This is a genomic window from Caulobacter sp. ALps2 (genome assembly GCF_058681635.1).
Map to the genome: position 1 here is coordinate 4,476,501 of NZ_CM178743.1, position 16,706 is coordinate 4,493,206.

The window sequence follows — 16,706 nt, forward strand, 5'->3', positions numbered from 1 at the left end:
AGCCTACGGATATTCGATGACTTCTCGCCCCGCGGCCGATGCGTTCTTGGCCGAACTGACCGATCTGTTCACCCGCCTGGGCGGCCTGCGCTACGGCGAGGGCGTCACCCAACTGGAGCACGCTCTGCAGACCGCGCACCACGCCAAGCTGGACGATGCGCCGCCCACGATGATCGTCGCCGCCCTGCTGCACGATGTCGGCCATATGATGCAAAAGGTCGGGGAGAATGCCGCCGACCTCGGCATCGACACCCGCCATGAGCATATCAGCGCCGGCTATCTGTCCCGCGCCTTCGGCCCCGACGTCACCGAACCGGTCCGCCTGCACGTGGCGGCCAAACGCTACCGTGTCGCGGTCGATCCGGACTATCTCGAGCGCCTGAGCCCCGCCTCCTTGCAGAGCTTGGCGCTACAAGGTGGTCCGATGAGCCCTAGCGAGATCGAGACCTTTATGGCCGAGCCGGCCGCCGCCGCGGCCCTGCGGCTGCGCGGCTACGACGAGGCCGGCAAAGCTCCGGAAGCGGAAGTCGCCGGCTTCGAGACCTATCATGGCCTCCTGCGCGCGCTGATCGACCGCGGCTAGCTAGGCGCCGCGCGCTCGAGAATGGCGCCGATCCTGCGGGCCAGGTGGTCGATCGCGAAGGGCTTGGTGATGATCTCCATGCCCTCGGCCAGGAATGCGGCCTGGTCGGCCGCCTGCTCCGCATAGCCGGTCATGAACAGGATCGGCAGGCTCGGCCGGCTCTCCCGGGCGATCTCGGCCAGCTGGCGACCGTTCAAGCCCGGCAGGCCCACGTCGCTGATCATCAGGTCGATCGGACGTCGGGACTGCAGGATTGGCGTCGCGTCGCGGCCGCCTTCGGTCTCGATCGCCCGATAGCCAAGCTCTTCCAGCACCTGGATGACCAGCATCCGCACCGACGGATCGTCCTCGACGACCAGCACCGTCTCGCCGGCGCCGACGTGCGTGGCCTCGTCGAGATCGGCGATCGCCTCAGTGACATCGCCGTGGTGGCGCGGCAGATAGAGACGGATCGTGGTGCCGGCGCCTTCCTGGCTCTCGATCTCGATATGCCCCCGCGACTGCTGGACGAAGCCGTAGATCATCGACAGGCCAAGGCCCGTGCCCTGCCCCAGCGGCTTGGTCGTGAAGAACGGGTCGAACACCTTGTTGAGGATGTCGGGCGACATGCCCAGGCCCGTATCGGAGACGCTGAGTTCGACATAGTCGCCAGGCTCGGCGCGGTCGCTCTTGGCCAGGCGTTCCGCCGACAAGGCCACGTTCCGGGCCCCGATCGTCAGCCGTCCGCCGCGCGGCATCGCATCGCGCGCGTTGATCGCCAGGTTGAGAATGGCGCTTTCCAGCTGGTTGTCGTCGGCGACGGCCGTCCAGACGTCCTTGGACACGGCGGTCTCGAGACGGACCTGCTCACCCAGCGTCCGTTGCAGCAGGTCTTCCATCGACCCGACCAGCGTCCCGACATCCAGAGGCCGGCTGTCCAGGGATTGGCGGCGCGAGAAGGCCAGCAGGCGGTGGGTCAGCGCGGCCGCGCGCTGGCCCGACTGCATGGCCGCTTCCAGGAACCGGTCCGCGTCGGCGACACGGCCTTCGCCGATGCGGCGGCGGACCATGTCGATCCCGCCCAGGATACCGGTCAGCATGTTGTTGAAGTCGTGGGCCAGACCGCCGGTCAGTTGGCCGACGGCTTCCATCTTCTGGCTCTGGCGCAGTTGGTCTTCCAGCAGCTTGCGCTGAGTGATGTCGCGGCCAACGGCGTAGACGACATCACCTTCGGGCACGGCGGTCCAGTTGATCCAGCGATAGCCGCCGTCCTTCGTGAGGACCCGACAGTCGAAGTCAGCGACCGCCTCGCCAGCCTTCAGCCCCTCGGCGCGCTCCCGGGCGTGGGCCTTGTCGTCTAAATGGACCAGCCCGCCCATCGGCTCGCCGACCAGGTCGGCGGCGTCATAACCCAACAGATCCCGCCAAGCCGGATTGACGGCGCGGTACACACCGCCGCGATCGCTGATGCTGAGCAGATCTCGCGACAGGTTCCAGATCCGGTCGCGCTCCTGGCGGCTGACCTCGACCCGTTCTTCCAGCGCCGCCGCCAGGGTCCGCAACCGCGCCTCGGACCGTTTGGTCGCGGTGATGTCGTAGAGGACGCCGATGAAACTGACGCCGCCCGTCGGCGCCTGCTGATACTCGCCGCGACAGACCAGCCAGCGCTCCTCGCCGGTGTCGGCGCGACGGATGCGGAACTCATGGAAAGCCGCGCCGATACCCGTCTCGCGCTCGCGCCCGCTGATCAGCGGCGGATCATCGGGGTGCATGACGGCGTTGATCGTCCGGATGGGCAGGCTGCGGGCGGGCTGCAGGCCCAGCAACCGGCAGAACTCGTCGGAGACCTCGGCCGTACCGTAGCCGCTCAGATATTCAAAGCTGCCGACGCCGCCCGCGGTCTGGGCGATCCGGAGACGCTCCTCGACGCGCTTCTGGTCGGTGATGTCGGCCAGGACCCCGGAGAACCGGATCGGCCTCTCCTGCTCGTCCAGGAAGGTTCGTCCGCGCGCCGAGACCCAACGCACCTCCCCGTCGATCACGACACGATAGTCCCGCGCGAAGACCTCCGCGCCATTGAGCGCGCCGGCCACGGCGATCTTCAGGCGCATCCGATCGGGCGCGAAGACCGTGTCGAAGAAGACCGAGGTCGGCAGTCCCTGCGAGGCCGAAACCGGCTCCAGGCCATAGAGGCTGGCGAAGCGCGCGTCGGCGACCAGGCGACCGCTGGCGATGTCCCACTCCCAGGCGCCGGCCGCGCCCGCCACGGCCTGGGCCACCCGCAGGCGCTCCTTGGCCTCGATCAGGCGTTGGCGGGTGAGGTTGAGTTCGCGCCCCAGGTCTTCGTTGCGATATTCACCGCTGACATCGGCCTGGGTGGCGATGCGAAAGGCCGGACGCCCCGTCGCGTCAAAGACGGTGGTGACGTTCAGGCGGTTCCAGAACCGCGATCCGTCACGGCGAGCGTTGAGCAGGTCGGCATTCGCCGCGCCGGTCTCGGCCAGGGCGGCGGCGATCCCGGCCACCGTCGCGGCGTCGGTCTCGCTGGTTTGCAGGAAACGGCAATTGTGACCGACGATTTCGACGGCCTCGTAGCCCGTCAAGGCCTCGAAGGCGGCGTTCACGTAGACGATCGGATCGTCCCTGCGGCGCGGATCGCTGACGGCGACGGCCATGCCCGAGCCGACCAGGGCGTCGAAAAGTGGTCCCGCCAGGGCGCGCAGGGCGTCCAGGTCCACGGCCGCCCCCCGGTCCCTTCGGCGGATCGCTGGATCGACGATCTCGGTCATCACCTCGTCACAACGTCAAGCTGGGCAATAGGTTCAGCAGCGCGCCCATCAAGCGACATCGCCGGCGACACGTTCGATGAAATCGTGGATCAACGTCCTCAGCGCCTGGAGCGACGGCAGGTCCATCAACATGGCGATATAACCGCGGATGTCGCGGTCGTTGATCGCGAAGTTGATATAGAGAAACAGCACCACGCCGCCATCGGCGTGCTTGTCGGACAGGTTGAACAGGGCTCCGCCGTCGCCTCGCAGAACCTCGGGCAGGGACATCTGCAGCGGGCGCTGCAGCATGTTGGCCATGGTCGCCAGACAGCTGTTCAGCACCACATTGCCCGTCTCGGACAGCGCCTCGTCTTCCATCTCCGTTGCTTCGCCCGCGGACAGCGCGCCCCCGGTGACGGCGTGCACCAGAGCCAGGCTGTTGGCCTGGGGGAAGATCAACAGGGCCCGGCCTGAGAACACGCCTTCGAAGTCCTGGCGGACCGCGACCAGTTCGCCGCTCTCGCGCTCGCGGATCAGGATGGCGGCGCCTTGCCGCGTCACCACCTCAACCGAGGGAACCGACAGCAGGACCTGCTCGCCGACCATCTTGCGAAGGCTGCTGGCGGCGCGGCTGACGCCGATATTGACGAGTTCCGTGAGCGCGTCGCGTTCGAGTTCTTCCAGAAATATCGATTGGAGGGTCATTGGCCGCTCGACCGCAGCCGAAGCGCCGCGCCCGAGATGAAGCCACGCACGCCGTCTTCGGTGACAGGCTTGGCGATGAAGGTCGCGTTGGCGGCCCTGGCCCGCTCGACGATCTCGTCCTGGACGTTGGCCGTGGCGACCGCGATCGGCATGTCCGCGAACCGCTCGCGCAGCTCCTCGGCCAGCTCCAGCCCGTCACGCCCGGGCATGTTGAAGTCCACGACGACCAGATCGATTTTCTCGCTCTCGAACAGCGATAACGCTTCGTCGGCGTTGCCGGCTTCAAGCCGGCGCCACTCGGGCTGCAGGGCCGAGATGGCTTTGCCGACGACGATACGCGCCAGCTTGCTGTCGTCGACGATCAGCACCGTCGTACCCATGAAACCCTCCAACCTCGCCGCCCACGGTGGCGACAAACAACTGTAGTCCGATCTAGCCGACCGTCCGAGAAAGCGCCGGAAAAAGACGATCGCGCAGGAATGGCTCAACGGGCGCGCCGACGACGGGCGCACCAAACGCCAGCAGAACCTGTACGACAGCGGCGTGGAGGCTGTCACATCCCGATATGTCGACCACGACCCGCTCTGAGGGCTGTAGCAGAGCCGCGAGCGCTTCTGCGTCCTCCACCCGACAGTGGCCGCTCAAATAAATGACGTCGCCGTCACGCGAGGCCTTCATGCCAAAAGCTCCGCCAGATCCAGGACCAGCAACACATCGCCATCGGCGGTCAGGGTCGATCCGACGACGCCAACGGCGCCGGACAGCAGTCCGCTCATCGGTCTGACGACGGCGTCGATACGATCAAGGACGGCGTCGACGGCGAAACCGATCAGTTCGCCCTCGACCTTCGCCACCACGACGCGGTCGACAACGGCCCCTTCGGCGCCGCCGACCATCCGCGCCAGCCAGACCAGCGGCACGACCTCGTCGCGCAAGACGAAGGCGTGGCCGGCGCGGACCGGAACGACCTGGCGCGCCGATACCCGCGTCACCTCGACGATGTCTTCCAGGAGCAGGCCGAAGCGCTCGTCACCGCAGGCCACCATCAGCAACCGCGCAAGCACCATGCGGATCGGCAGAACCAGGCGGATCGTCGAGCCGCGCCCCAGCCGACCGCCAACCTCGACGCGGCCGCCCAGCTTGGTCGTCGCCGACCGCACCGCGTCCATGCCGACCCCGCGTCCGGAGACGCTGCTGACGATTTCGGCGGTCGAAAAGCCGGGCTGGAAGATCAGGTCGACCAGAGCCGCCTCATCCAGCTCACGCGCCGCCGTCTCGTCGATCAGTCCGCGCGCCAAGGCCCGGGCGCGGATGCGCGCCGGATCGATGCCGCCGCCGTCATCCGTCACCTCGACGACGACCTGATCGCCCACGGCGCGGGCCGACAGCCGCAGAGTCGCCTGAGCGGTCTTGCCGGCCGCCAGACGGACAGCCTCGGCCTCGACGCCGTGATCGACGGCGTTGCGCACCACATGCAGCAACGGCTCGAACAGTCCGTCGACGACGGCCTTGTCGACCTCGATCTCGCCGCCCTCGACTTCCAGCGCCACCGACTTGCCCAGGTCGGCGGCGATCTCGCGAACCAGGCGCGGGAAGCGTCCGAACAGAGGCGTCAGCGGCGTCAGCCGCGCGCGGCCGACCGTGGCGTGCAGGGTCGCCACCAGCCGGTCCAGTTCCGCCTGCCGCGCCCGCAAGGTCGAGCCCAGCCCCTGCCCTCCCGCCAGGCGGTCGGCCTGGGCGGCGAGATCGCCGAGCCCGCTCTTGGCGACCACCAATTGGTCGGCGATGTCGGCCAGCTGGTCGATCCGAGCCGCGTCGATGCGCAAGGTGCGCCGCCCCGCGTCCGCCTCGACAGGGACCGCTGGCCCGGCCGGCGCGGGCGCCAGCCGGGTCAGTTCGACCTGGTCGCGCACCAAGCGCAGGGCGGCCTCGATCTGGCTCCACTCCGCCGTGGATAGCGCCTCGATCGTCAGGTTGCAGGAGAAGGGATCGTACAGCGCCAAGTCGGCCACGGGCTCACGCAGGCCCACCCGCAGCGACGCCAGGCTCGGTACGCTCGAGATGATCGCGATCGGGTCATCGCCCGCGAAATAACAATCCGTGCGCGGCGTATAGCGGATGGCGACACCGGTCTCGCCCGCGAAGGCGACGTTGCTTCGGAGGATGGCCGGAGGTGGAGCGACGTGCGCCGCCCCCAGCATCGCCAGCAGGCGCTCGGCGATCCCGTCCGCGTCGGCCGGCAAGGCGCCCGTCGTTTCCAGCGCGTCCAGCCAGCGCTCGACCTGATCCACGACCGCGACCAGTTCGCCGAAGTCTGGCGCGGACTCCGTCCCGCCACGCAGGGCGCCCAGACGGTCCTCGGCGACGTGCAGCACACGGCCCAGCGGCTTCAGGCCCAGCAGATCGGCCGAGCCCTTCAAGGTGTGGACGGCGCGGAAGCAGTTATCCAGCCGCGCGGCGTTATGGGGCGCGCGCTGCAGGGCCATCAGATCGGCGCTGGCCTCCATCGCCTGCTCGCGCCCTTCGATCAGGAACTGGGCCAGGAGCTCGTCGATCACCTCGTGTCCTCCGGGCGCTGGAACACCACCGCGTCCTCGAACCGGCGAACGATGAAACGCTCGTCGATCCGGCTCATGGACTCGGTGTGACCCAGGCACAGATAACCGCCCGGCGTCAGCCGGTCATAGAGGTTTTGGGCGGCCGTCTGGCGCGAGGCCTCGTCGAAATAGATCAGGACGTTCCGGCAGAAGATTACGTCGAACGTTCCCTGCTCGCGCAGGCGCGCGCCGTCGACCAGGTTGGCGTGGGTGAAGACCACCGACTCGCGCAGGTCGTCGATGATCCTGCGGCGATGGCGCTTCGTGGGCTCGAAATAGTCCTCGCGAACGCTCTCGGGCAGCCGCGCCAGGGCGCGCTCGCCATAGAGCCCCGCTCGGGCGGCGTCGAGCGCATGGGTGTCGATATCCGACCCGACGATCTCGATGTTGTAGGCGTCGACCATGCGCCAGTTTTCCAGCAGCCACAGGGCGATGGAATAGGTCTCTTCGCCGGTTGAGCAAGGCAGCGACCAGATCCGCACCTTGTCGCCGGGCCGCCGGTGGGAAACGATATCGGGCAGCAGATCGCGGCCCAGGCAGGTCAACTGGTGCTCCTCGCGATAGAAATAGGTCTCGTTGACCGTGAAGGCGTTGACCAGCGCCTGGCGCTCTTCGCTGTCGATGCGCAGCAGCGACATGTAGCCGGCGAAATCGCCGCCCGCGTGCGCAAGACGATCGTTCAGGCGGCGCTCGATGTAGTAGCGCTTGGTCTCGCCGAACCACATGCCGGTCTGGCGGTAGAGATAGTCCCGCAGCCGCTCCAGCTCGTCGTCGGTGAAGATGACGGTCATCGCGGGACCATCGCGACCAGACGGCTGGCGATGGCCTCCAGCGGCGCGACCGCGGTCGCGCCACCGGCCCGGACCAGCGATCCCGGCATGCCCCAGACCACGGCCGTCTCCTCGGCTTCGGCGATCGTTCGTCCGCCGGCCTGATGGAGCGCGGTCATGGCGCTGGCTCCGTCATCGCCCATGCCCGTCATCAGCACGCCGACCAACCGCCCGGGCGCGACCTGGGTCATGGCGCTGGCGACCATTCGATCGACGCTGGGATGCCAGCGATACTTCGCGTCCGCCGGCGCCGGCAGGGCCACCAGGCCCGCCACGCGGCGGCTGACCACCATGTCGGCGCCGCCGCGCGCGATGTAGACCACTCCCGTCTCCAGGCGCGTGGGGCCCGTCACCTCGCTGACCGCCAGGGCGCACAGCCCGTCCAGCCGCGCGGCCAGGGATCCGGTGAAGGTCGCCGGCATGTGCTGAGCCACGAGGATGGGCCACGGGAAGTCGCCAGGAATGTCGCAGAGCAAGGCCTCAAGCGCGGCCGGCCCTCCGGTCGAGGCGCCGACAAGAACCAGGCCTTTGGGCTCTCCTCCGACCTGCCCGGGCGCGGCCTTGACGGCCCGGGCCGAGCGAGCGGGCGGCGCCGGGCTTTTGACCTCGCCGCGTCGCGCGCGCAGGCGTTCGACCAGGCGATGGGCCCGTCCGACCCGCGCGGTCGCCGCGGCGCGGACCTTCTCCACCAGGACCGGCGCCAGCGCCTCGACGGCCAGTGACACGACCCCGTCGGGCTTGGGCACGAAGTCGACAGCGCCCAGCTCCAAGGCGGTCAGCGTCTCTTCCGCGCCTTCAGCGGTGAGCGAAGAGACCATCACGACCGGACACGGCCGCTGCAGCATGATCCGGTCCAGGCACTCCAGCCCGCTCATGTTGGGCATCTGGACGTCCAGGGTCACGACGTCGGGCAGGAAGGCGCTCAGCTTGGCCAGGGCCTCGACGCCATCACGCGCGACCGCGACCTCGAAGCCCGCTTCCGAAAGGATTTCGCTCAGGACACGTCGGATCAGCGCCGAGTCGTCAACGATCAGGACCTTGGTCACGAAGTGGGTGACGCCCGGGTCAGATCACGCAGCAGGTCGGCCTCGGCCCGCGCGAGCAGTGTTTTCGGATCGACCAGCAAGATGACCTCGCCCCCGCGCTCCACGGCGCGATCGAACAAACGGGCCTGATCATCCGACAGTTCCGGCGCGGGCAGCAGCTCTTCCGCGCTGACCTCCAGGATCTCGCTGGCGCCGTCCACCGCGAAGCCCGCCTGCAGGCCGTCGACCGTGACCACGACCACGCGGCCGTTCGCCGCCGGCTCGCCCGGCGCCGAGAACCGCAGACGCTGGTCGATCACCGGCAGGGTCTTGCCGCGCAGGTTCATGACGCCCCGGACATAGGCCGGGGCCTTGGGAAGCCGGGTAAGCTGGTCAGGCGCGCGCACCACCTCGTCGACGGCGGCGATCGGCAGACCATAACGCTCGTCGCCGAGACGCAGGATGACGAAGCGCTCGCGAACCGTCGCCTGTCGGGTCTCGGCCATCTCGGCCTCCTTGGAACCACCGCCCAGGGCCAGCCACTGGGTCACCCGCTCGTCGGCCAGCAGGCGATCCGGGGTCAGGATCGCCAGGACGCCGCGACCGTCGGCCAGGCGTAGCACCATGTCGATGCGCGCCTCCCCGCCGCCGCGATTGAAAAGGCTGGGCGCCTTGCCCAGACGATCGGCCGAGGCGCGAACGATCGCGTCGACCTCGTCGACCACGAGACCGATCCGCTCGTCGCCGATGCGCGCGACGACCAGGCGGCCGGGCCCGTCCAAAGCCTCTCCGGCCAGACCCAGCAGGCCTCGCGCCGACAGCACGGGCAGGATCTGGCCGCGATAGTCGCAGACACCCAGCAGCACGGCCTCGGTTCTCGGGAGTTCGGAGATGGCTTTGGGGACGGCGGCCACCTCGACAACGGCGTCCAGCGGCAGGCCGTAATTCTGGCCCTTGAGGCCAAAGCCCAAAAAGGCCAGTTCGCGCTCGTCGGAACGTTGGAAGGCCGAACGCCCCGCGCCGACGTCGACGACGGCTGTCCGGCGTCGCCCTCGGTCGGAAGCGAATTGGGCGTCCAGCGCCTCGCCCAGGTCCAGCCAGGGCGTTCCATCGCCACGCGACAGGCGTAGTCCGTCAGCGGCGTCGGTGTCGTCGTCAGCGAATCCCAGGGCCTCGACGCCATCGACGGCCAGGCCGACGGGCGGGTCGCGCCGCAATACGACGATGCGGTCGCCGTCGCCGCCGTCCAGCCCCAACATCCGCCCCAGCGACATGACCGGCAGGACGGCCCCGCGCAGGTGAGCCACGCCCAGCAGGCCCGGCGGCGCGTGTGGCACGCGCGTCAGCCGGGGACGCTTGATCACCTCGGACACCGCCTGGGCGGGCAGCGACATGCGAGCGCCGGCGGCTCGGACGGTCAACCGTCGTCGAGCGCCGTGGTCCGTGCTCATGCGTCGGCCGCGCGCTGAAGCTCGGCGGCCAGCAGGGCGATCTCCTCGATAGCCGCCGCCAAGTCCTCGGCGGCCTGCGATTGCTGGCGAGCCGCGACGGCGGCCTGGCTGGCGGCGGCGCTGGCCTCCTCGGCGGCGGCGGCGATCTGGGTCACGCCCGCCGAAACCTGGGCGCAGGCCGAGAGGATGCTCTCGCCGCCCTGGGCGATCTCGTCGGCGCCGACGCGCAGCGCCTCGGCCTCCTTCACGACCGCGCCCAACCGTTCCGCGATGGCGCGGTTGCGGTCGACTTCCACCTCGGCCACGGCCACGGTCTGGTCGACCTCGCGGCGAACCTTGCCGATCTGGATCGAGATCGCCGCGATCAAGTCCTTGACCGACTCGGCATTGCTCGAGGCGTCGCGCGCCAGGGTCCGGATATCGCCCGACACCACGGCGAAGCCGCGACCGGCCTCCCCCGCCCTGGCCGCCTCGACGGCGCCGCTGGTGGCCAGCATGGTGGTCTGGACGGCCACCAGCGCCAGCCCGTCCACCAGCTTGGCCGTCGCCGCGCTTTCCAGCTCCAGCATCTCGACCGCTTCCAACACCGAGCGGTTTTCGGCGGCGGCCGCCTCAACGTTCTGGACCAGCGACTGGATCGTCTTGCGGCTCTCCTCCAGCAGGCTGGCCATCGTCTCGGCCCGGGTCGCGCTTTCGGCGCCATTGGCGCTGGACAACCGCGCCGCGCGTTCGATCTCGACCATCGCGGCGCTGGCCTGTTGCGTCGCCGCCGCCTGGATCTGAGCGCCCCGGCTGATCTGGTCGATGGCCACCAGGATCTCGTCGGCCGAGCCGGAAAGCTCCTGGATGGCCGCGGAAAGCTCCTCCGCCGCCGCGGCGGTCTCGGCGGCAGCCGCAGCCGCGCCGTCGCCCGCGGTCCCGGCCTCGACCAACTCACTCAAGGACTCGGCCGCCGTCTGGCTTTGATCCAGGGACTGGCCCTGTTGCTGGATCGACCGCTGAGCTTCCGTGGTGGCTGCCGCCTGTTCCTCGGCCGCGCTGGAGATGCTTTCGGCGCCGCGCCGCACCTCGGTCGTCGCCGACGCGGCTTCGACGGCCGCGATCAGGATCAGCTGGCTGTCCTGGCTCAGTCGCGCCATCTCGGCTCGGATCGTCTCCAGCGTCGACAGGATCACGGCCGCCGAGTTCGCCTCGGCCTCGGCCGTCGTAGCGGCGCCGCGCAACCGCTCGCCAACCTCGCGCACCATGGCGGCCATGCGATCAGCCGAGCCCTGGATGTGTCGCGACCGCGTCTCGGCCGCCTCGGCCAGAGCCCGCACCTCGTCGGCGACGACCGCGAAGCCGCGCCCCTCGTCACCCGCCCGCGCGGCCTCGATGGCGGCGTTCAGCGCCAGGAGGTTCGTCTGGTCAGCGATGTCGGAGACAGCGACGGTGATATCGTTGATCCGCGCCGCGTGCTGGTCCAGCAAGGCGACGGCGTCCACGCTCGCCAACTGGCGGCGGGCGTTCATCGCGACGGCCTTGATCGACGCGCCGACGGCGGTCCCAAACTCTGTCAGGACGTCCTGCAGCGCCTCGGCCCTCTGGCGAGCCGCCTCCGCCCGCTCGCGTCCCTGCCGGAACCGCTCGGTCATCGCGTGGGTGGCCGCGAGGGATTCGTGCGCCGCCCCGGCCGCTTCCTCGGCGCCGCTGGAAATCTGCGCCAGCGCGCGCCGCAGTTCCTCGACCGCGCTGGCGGCCTCGGTCAGGCCGCCGCCCAGCTCCAAAACGGCCGCGCTGATGCGACCCTCGGCCCCTTCCCGGTGGGCTCGAGGCTTGCGCGATGGGGCGCGCTTGACGACGGCGGGCTGTTCATCCGGCCCGGCGGGCCTTCCGCGCGTCTTCGCGCGACCAGCCAGCCTCGTCGTCTTCACAAGCGCCATCTGGTCAATCCCGGAACGCACTTCAGCCCGCCCAAACGCCCGTCGCGGCCAAGCGCTGAAGAACGCCCATTCAAGCATGGATGCGTCGCGCCGCTCAATGCCGCATTGGCGAAGAGCTAGGAGGGCCCCTCCCCCAAATCACTCCTACTCGATTATCAACGATGAGCATTGAATCATCGATCTGGCTCGGCCTTTCGCCGAACGCTTTCGACGCGGGTCGCCGTGGCGTCTTCAGAGCGAAATTTGGACGCCGCCAGCACGATCCGGGGCGCCCTGGCCGAGGGGCGTCGCCTTCCGGGCGCCAAGAAGGCGTCGAGCATGTGCTCGTCGCCGATCAGGACCTAGAGTTACCCTTGCTCGGTCGGCATAGGTCACGGTTCCAAATACGCGCTGGTTGACGACGCGAGTTGCGTGGCGCCGGCGCTGATGTTGCTTTGGAAGATCAGACCGGTTCACCGGAAGACGAAAGGGATGTCGTGCGATTATCGTCAATGGTCCTTGCGGCGTTGTTGTTGCCTACAGCCGTCTCCGCCCAGACCGGGCCCGATCCGGCTCGGCTCAAGGCGGACGTCGCCAAGCTGGTGAGTTTCGGGACGCGGCACACGCTGTCCGACCCCGATCACCCGACGCGCGGGATCGGCGCGGCGCGGCGCTGGTACGCCGAAGAGATGAAGCGAATCGGGGCGCGCTGCGGCGGTTGCCTCCAGGTCTCCACCATCGAGCGCGTGTTCACCAATGATCGCGCGCCCAAGGGCGTGAACGTGGTGGACGTCCTGGCTGTCCAGCCCGGTCGCGATCCGAACCGTGTGGTGATCGTGCAGGGCCACATCGACAGTCGCGTGACGGACGTCATGAATTTCACGAGCGACGCGCCCGGCGCCAATGACGACGCTTCGGGCGTGGCGCTGGTGCTGGAAGCCGCCCGGCTGCTGTCAGGCAAGACGTACGACGCCACGATCATCTATGCGGCGCTCTCGGGCGAGGAACAGGGGCTGTTGGGCGGAACCCTGTTGGCCGAGACGGCGAAGGAACGCGGCTGGAAGGTCACCGCCGTGCTGAACAACGACATTGTCGGCAACACGGTCGGCCAAAGCGGCGCGCGCGTCGCCGACCGGGTGCGGGTGTTCTCCGAGGGGATCCGGGCGATCGAAGGCGCGCCCGAACAGCTCGTGCGCCGAGGCAACGGCGGCGAAGACGACGGCCCCAGCCGCGCGCTCGCCAAGGCCGTCGATCATGTCGCGGAGAGCATTCCGGGCGGCCTGGACGTATTTGTCGACCGGCGGCCTGACCGCTTCGGCCGTGGCGGCGATCATGAGCCCTTCCTCAAGCTGGGCTATCCCGCGGTCCGCTTCTCGGTTGGGATTGAGAACTACAATCAGCAACACCAGGACCTGCGCACCGCGAACGGCGTCGAATATGGCGACACGGTCGACAAGATGGACTTCCCGTACCTGGCCAAGGTGACGGCGATCAACGTGGCGACCATCGCGCGTTTGGCGACGGCGCCAGCGGCGCCCGATCAGGTGCTGCTGCGCGGCGCCTTGGGCAGCGATACGACCGTATCCTGGACCCCCGTGCCCGGCGCATCGGGTTACAGGATTGTCTGGCGCCGCAACGACAAGCAGGACTGGACCGACCATCGGGACGTTCCGGCTGACGCGACCGAGACCCTGCTCAAGGATGTGATCGTCGACGACGTCTTCATCGGCGTGTCGGCGCTATCGTCCAACGGGGTCGACAGCATTGTCACCTTCGGCGGACGCGCCCCACGCCCCGCGCGCTAGAGGCTCGCCGAACAAGATTGAACCCGCGCAGGCAAACCCGCGCGGGTTCTTTTTGTCTCGATGACCTTTCGGCCCGTTAGAAGCGGAAGCGCGCTCCCGCACGATAGGAGCGGCCCAACAGGTCGTAGGGCGCGCTCGTACCAAAGGAGGTGCCGCTGCTGGGGATCGGTTCGGGGTCGCGATCGAACAGGTTCTCCACCGCCGCGAACAGCGTCACGCGGCGGCCGCCGATGGTCACGTCATAGTTCTCGGAAAGCTCGACGTACCAGACCGGATCGACGTGGTTGAACGCCTCGGGAATACCGGTGCGGCTGGTTTCGGGCTGGTTGGTGATCCTACCCTTGCCGAGATAGCGGGTGGTCAGGGTCGTGCGGCTCGAGCCCACGACGTAGGTCGCCGTCAAGAGGCCGCGCCACTTCAGGCTGGCGACGGTGCCCAGGGTCGGAGGCGCGACGTCGCCCGGCAGCACCGTCTCATCCTTGAGCCGTTGGGAGATCAACAGGCGAAGGTTGATGGCGCCAGGCAGCGCATCGTTGAACCGGTCGAGACTGGCGCGGTAGCCCGCTTCGTAGTCCACCCCCTCGACGGCGACGGTCTGGGCGTTGATGCCGCTGGTGTAGATGGTGGCGTTGACCAGGTTGGTCGCGCCCGGCGCCTTGACGATCGAGTCGCAGGCCGCCGGATTTTGCGGTCGGTTGAACCCGTAGCACATGTCGATGATCTGCTGCGCGCCGACGGCCGTGATGGCGTCGGCGATATCGATCTTGTACCAGTCCACCGAGAGGCTGAGACCGGGCAGCCAGTGGGGCTGGTAGACACCCCCGGCGGTCCACGTATCGGCGACCTCAGGCGTCAGATTCGGATTCCCGCCGCTCAAGGTGATGTTGGGCACCTGCGGGCTGCCGGCCTGGGTTCGGTCCAGATAGGCGTTCACGAACTGGCTGCTCGGGGCGAACAGGTCGTTGAGGTTCGGCGCGCGGATGTCGCGCGAGCGGGTGCCGCGCAGCCGCAGGTCGTCGTTGATGTCCCAGGTGAGCCCCACCTTCCACGTGGTCACGGGCCCGCTGGTCGAATAGTCGGTCCGGCGGACCGCGCCATTGAACTCGACGCTCTTGGCCAGGACGGTGTCCTTCAGCAACGGGACCAGAACCTCGCCGAAGACCTCCTTGACGTTGTAGCCGTTGCTACCGCCCTTGTAGTTGCCGACGTTCCAAAGCGACTGAACCGAGTACGCGTCGGCCGTCGAGGAGAAGGACTCCTTGCGATACTCGAAGCCCGCCGCGACCGAGACCGGCCCGGCCCAGGTGGAGAAAGGGCTATACTGGCCATCGATCGACCAGACATCCTGGTTGAAATCGAGATCCTGACGCGTCCGCAGCCCCTCGCCGTAGCCCGTGACCCAGGCGATGGACGCAGCGCCGAGCGATCCCTCGCCGAACAGGTTCATCGGCACGCAGCCGTTCGTGGGACTGGTCAGGGTGGAGCGGCAGATCGGAGCGCCGGCCGCGACGCCCGGCACGCCGCCGGTCGCCGGATTGGCGATGGCGTCGATCGCCTGATTGAACCGGCCAAGGATGATGTTGTTGTCGCGGGTGTACCAGACCTTGCTGTGGCCACGCTGGTAATAGGCCCGCCACCTGCCGCTCTCGAGGAAACGCCCTTCAAGCGCCGCCAGGACCCGATCCTGCCGTCGATAATAGCCCGCCTCGCCGATATGCGTCCCCGGCGTGTTGATCATGTCATAGAAGAGCCGGTTCATCTGGAACGAGGTGACGCCGGCCTGGTCCATGGCCTGTTGCGTCACCACCGGGATGAACGGATTGCTTCTGTTGATCGTGATCGCGGTGGCGCCTTGGCGGTTGTAGACCGCCGACCAGTTGACGGTGTCGTTGCCGGCGTAGCTGGCCTCGAAGATGGCGGTGATCTTGTCGGTCAGCTCGTAGCTGCCCCGACCATAGATGCTCCAGTGTTCATCATCGGGCAGGAGCGCGCCGCGGATGGGCATGGACTCGACCGTTCCGCCGGCCTGCACCTGACCTTGCTGGATAGGGCCGAAGACAAAGTTTTGGACCGACCCGCCAGGACCGAAGGACATGCCCCTCAGGGGCCCGGCCGCGATCACGCCGCCGGGGGTGCTGTTGTAGCCCGCGTCAGTGCGGACGATCTGACCGGGCTGGCCGTTCGTGGCCGTCCAGGTCGGGTTGTTCATCAGCCGCAGCCCCGGCTGGAACCAGTCGCGGGGGTCGTCGTAGAAATCGATCCGATCGCCCTTGTAGTAGTTTCCACTCAGCAGGAGTTGGCCGCGGCCGCTCGCGAACTTGCGGCCATAGGCCAGATCGCCCGAGGCGATCCGGCCGTCGCCGCGATCGGTCTGGCTAAAATTGACGCCGCCCTTGAGGCCGGTGAAGCCGGTGTCGAGGATGAAGTTGACGACGCCGGCGACGGCGTCGGAGCCATAGGCGGCCGAGGCGCCGCCCGTCACGACATCGACCCGCTGCACCAGGTTCTGCGGCAGCAGATTGACGTCCACGGCCGGCGACATGCCCGAGCCCACAACGCGACGGCCGTCCAGCAGCACCAGCGTACGGGTGACGCCCAGATCACGGGCGCTCAACTGGTTCGCGCCGCCGGTGGCGTTGGCGAATAGCGTCGTCGTTCGCGGCGTGTTGCCCGTCCCCATGGAGGGCAGCTGGGTGATGTAGTCAGCGATATTGGCTGGGTTGCGCTCCTGGATGTCCGCCGCCGAAAGGACGGTGGTCGGCGTCGGCGCCTCATTGCCGTTGCGCACGATGCGCGAGCCGGTCACGACCACCTCTTCGACCTGGCTGGCTTCCGAAGACGGAGTCTCCGAGCTCAGCGCTAGAGGCCGCGCGCCCGTCGCCTGGGCGGCGATCTGGAGAAACTGAATCTGCTCGTCCGCCTCGGCCGGATTGGCCGCGAGACTCAAGGCGGAACCCGCCGCGACGGCGACGCCGCTCAAGAGGCGCCACCGAAGGCTCTTCCACACATTCGCTTGAGACATGAACCCGCCGCTCCCCGATAAAAAACGTCACAACGCT

12 protein-coding genes are annotated in these 16,706 nt (G+C 68.4%); 2 read left to right on the forward strand and 10 right to left on the reverse strand.

Going from position 1 to position 16,706, the window contains the following annotated elements:
• Window positions 1-16: 16 nt before the first annotated feature.
• Window positions 17-583 (forward strand): HD domain-containing protein, encoded by a 567-nt coding sequence (locus ACW173_RS21015; protein ID WP_492082007.1) that lies wholly within the window; start codon window positions 17-19, stop codon window positions 581-583.
• Here the strand turns inward: ACW173_RS21015 and ACW173_RS21020 are convergent.
• From ACW173_RS21020 to ACW173_RS21060, 9 genes are read right to left on the reverse strand one after another with little or no spacing between them, the layout of a single operon-like run.
• Entirely contained in the window at window positions 580-3,351 is a 2,772-nt protein-coding gene (locus ACW173_RS21020; RefSeq protein WP_492082008.1) for a PAS domain S-box protein, read from the reverse strand. The two genes, ACW173_RS21015 and ACW173_RS21020, sit on opposite strands and share 4 nt — an antisense overlap.
• 48 nt (window positions 3,352-3,399) lie before the next feature.
• Complete coding sequence (locus ACW173_RS21025; RefSeq protein WP_492082009.1) at window positions 3,400-4,038, reverse strand: chemotaxis protein CheX; 639 nt, start codon at window positions 4,036-4,038, stop codon at window positions 3,400-3,402.
• Complete coding sequence (locus ACW173_RS21030) at window positions 4,035-4,418, reverse strand: response regulator transcription factor (RefSeq protein ID WP_492082010.1); 384 nt, start codon at window positions 4,416-4,418, stop codon at window positions 4,035-4,037. The genes ACW173_RS21025 and ACW173_RS21030 overlap by 4 nt, the downstream gene beginning before the upstream one ends.
• A gap of 52 nt (window positions 4,419-4,470) precedes the next feature.
• On the reverse strand, window positions 4,471-4,716 hold the full coding sequence (locus tag ACW173_RS21035; protein WP_492082011.1) for a hypothetical protein: 246 nt from the start codon (window positions 4,714-4,716) through the stop codon (window positions 4,471-4,473).
• On the reverse strand, window positions 4,713-6,596 hold the full coding sequence (locus ACW173_RS21040) for a chemotaxis protein CheA (protein ID WP_492082012.1): 1,884 nt from the start codon (window positions 6,594-6,596) through the stop codon (window positions 4,713-4,715). Before ACW173_RS21040 ends, ACW173_RS21035 begins: the two co-directional genes overlap by 4 nt.
• Window positions 6,593-7,426, reverse strand: a complete 834-nt coding sequence (locus tag ACW173_RS21045; protein ID WP_492082013.1) for a CheR family methyltransferase — start codon at window positions 7,424-7,426, stop codon at window positions 6,593-6,595. Before ACW173_RS21045 ends, ACW173_RS21040 begins: the two co-directional genes overlap by 4 nt.
• Entirely contained in the window at window positions 7,423-8,511 is a 1,089-nt protein-coding gene (gene cheB, locus ACW173_RS21050) for a chemotaxis-specific protein-glutamate methyltransferase CheB (RefSeq protein WP_492082014.1), read from the reverse strand. The genes ACW173_RS21045 and cheB overlap by 4 nt, the downstream gene beginning before the upstream one ends.
• Entirely contained in the window at window positions 8,508-9,941 is a 1,434-nt protein-coding gene (locus ACW173_RS21055) for a chemotaxis protein CheW (RefSeq protein WP_492082015.1), read from the reverse strand. Before ACW173_RS21055 ends, cheB begins: the two co-directional genes overlap by 4 nt.
• Window positions 9,938-11,863, reverse strand: coding sequence for a methyl-accepting chemotaxis protein (locus ACW173_RS21060; protein WP_492082016.1), 1,926 nt, complete (start codon window positions 11,861-11,863; stop codon window positions 9,938-9,940). Before ACW173_RS21060 ends, ACW173_RS21055 begins: the two co-directional genes overlap by 4 nt.
• Window positions 11,864-12,297: 434 nt before the next feature.
• On the opposite strand from ACW173_RS21060, the gene ACW173_RS21065 reads away from it, so the two are divergent.
• Complete coding sequence (locus ACW173_RS21065; protein ID WP_492082017.1) at window positions 12,298-13,647, forward strand: M28 family metallopeptidase; 1,350 nt, start codon at window positions 12,298-12,300, stop codon at window positions 13,645-13,647.
• Between the two features lie 76 nt (window positions 13,648-13,723).
• Here the strand turns inward: ACW173_RS21065 and ACW173_RS21070 are convergent, their stop codons facing one another.
• A complete protein-coding gene (locus ACW173_RS21070; protein WP_492082018.1) occupies window positions 13,724-16,669 on the reverse strand; it encodes a TonB-dependent receptor plug domain-containing protein in 2,946 nt (981 codons plus the stop codon).
• Window positions 16,670-16,706: the final 37 nt, after the last annotated feature.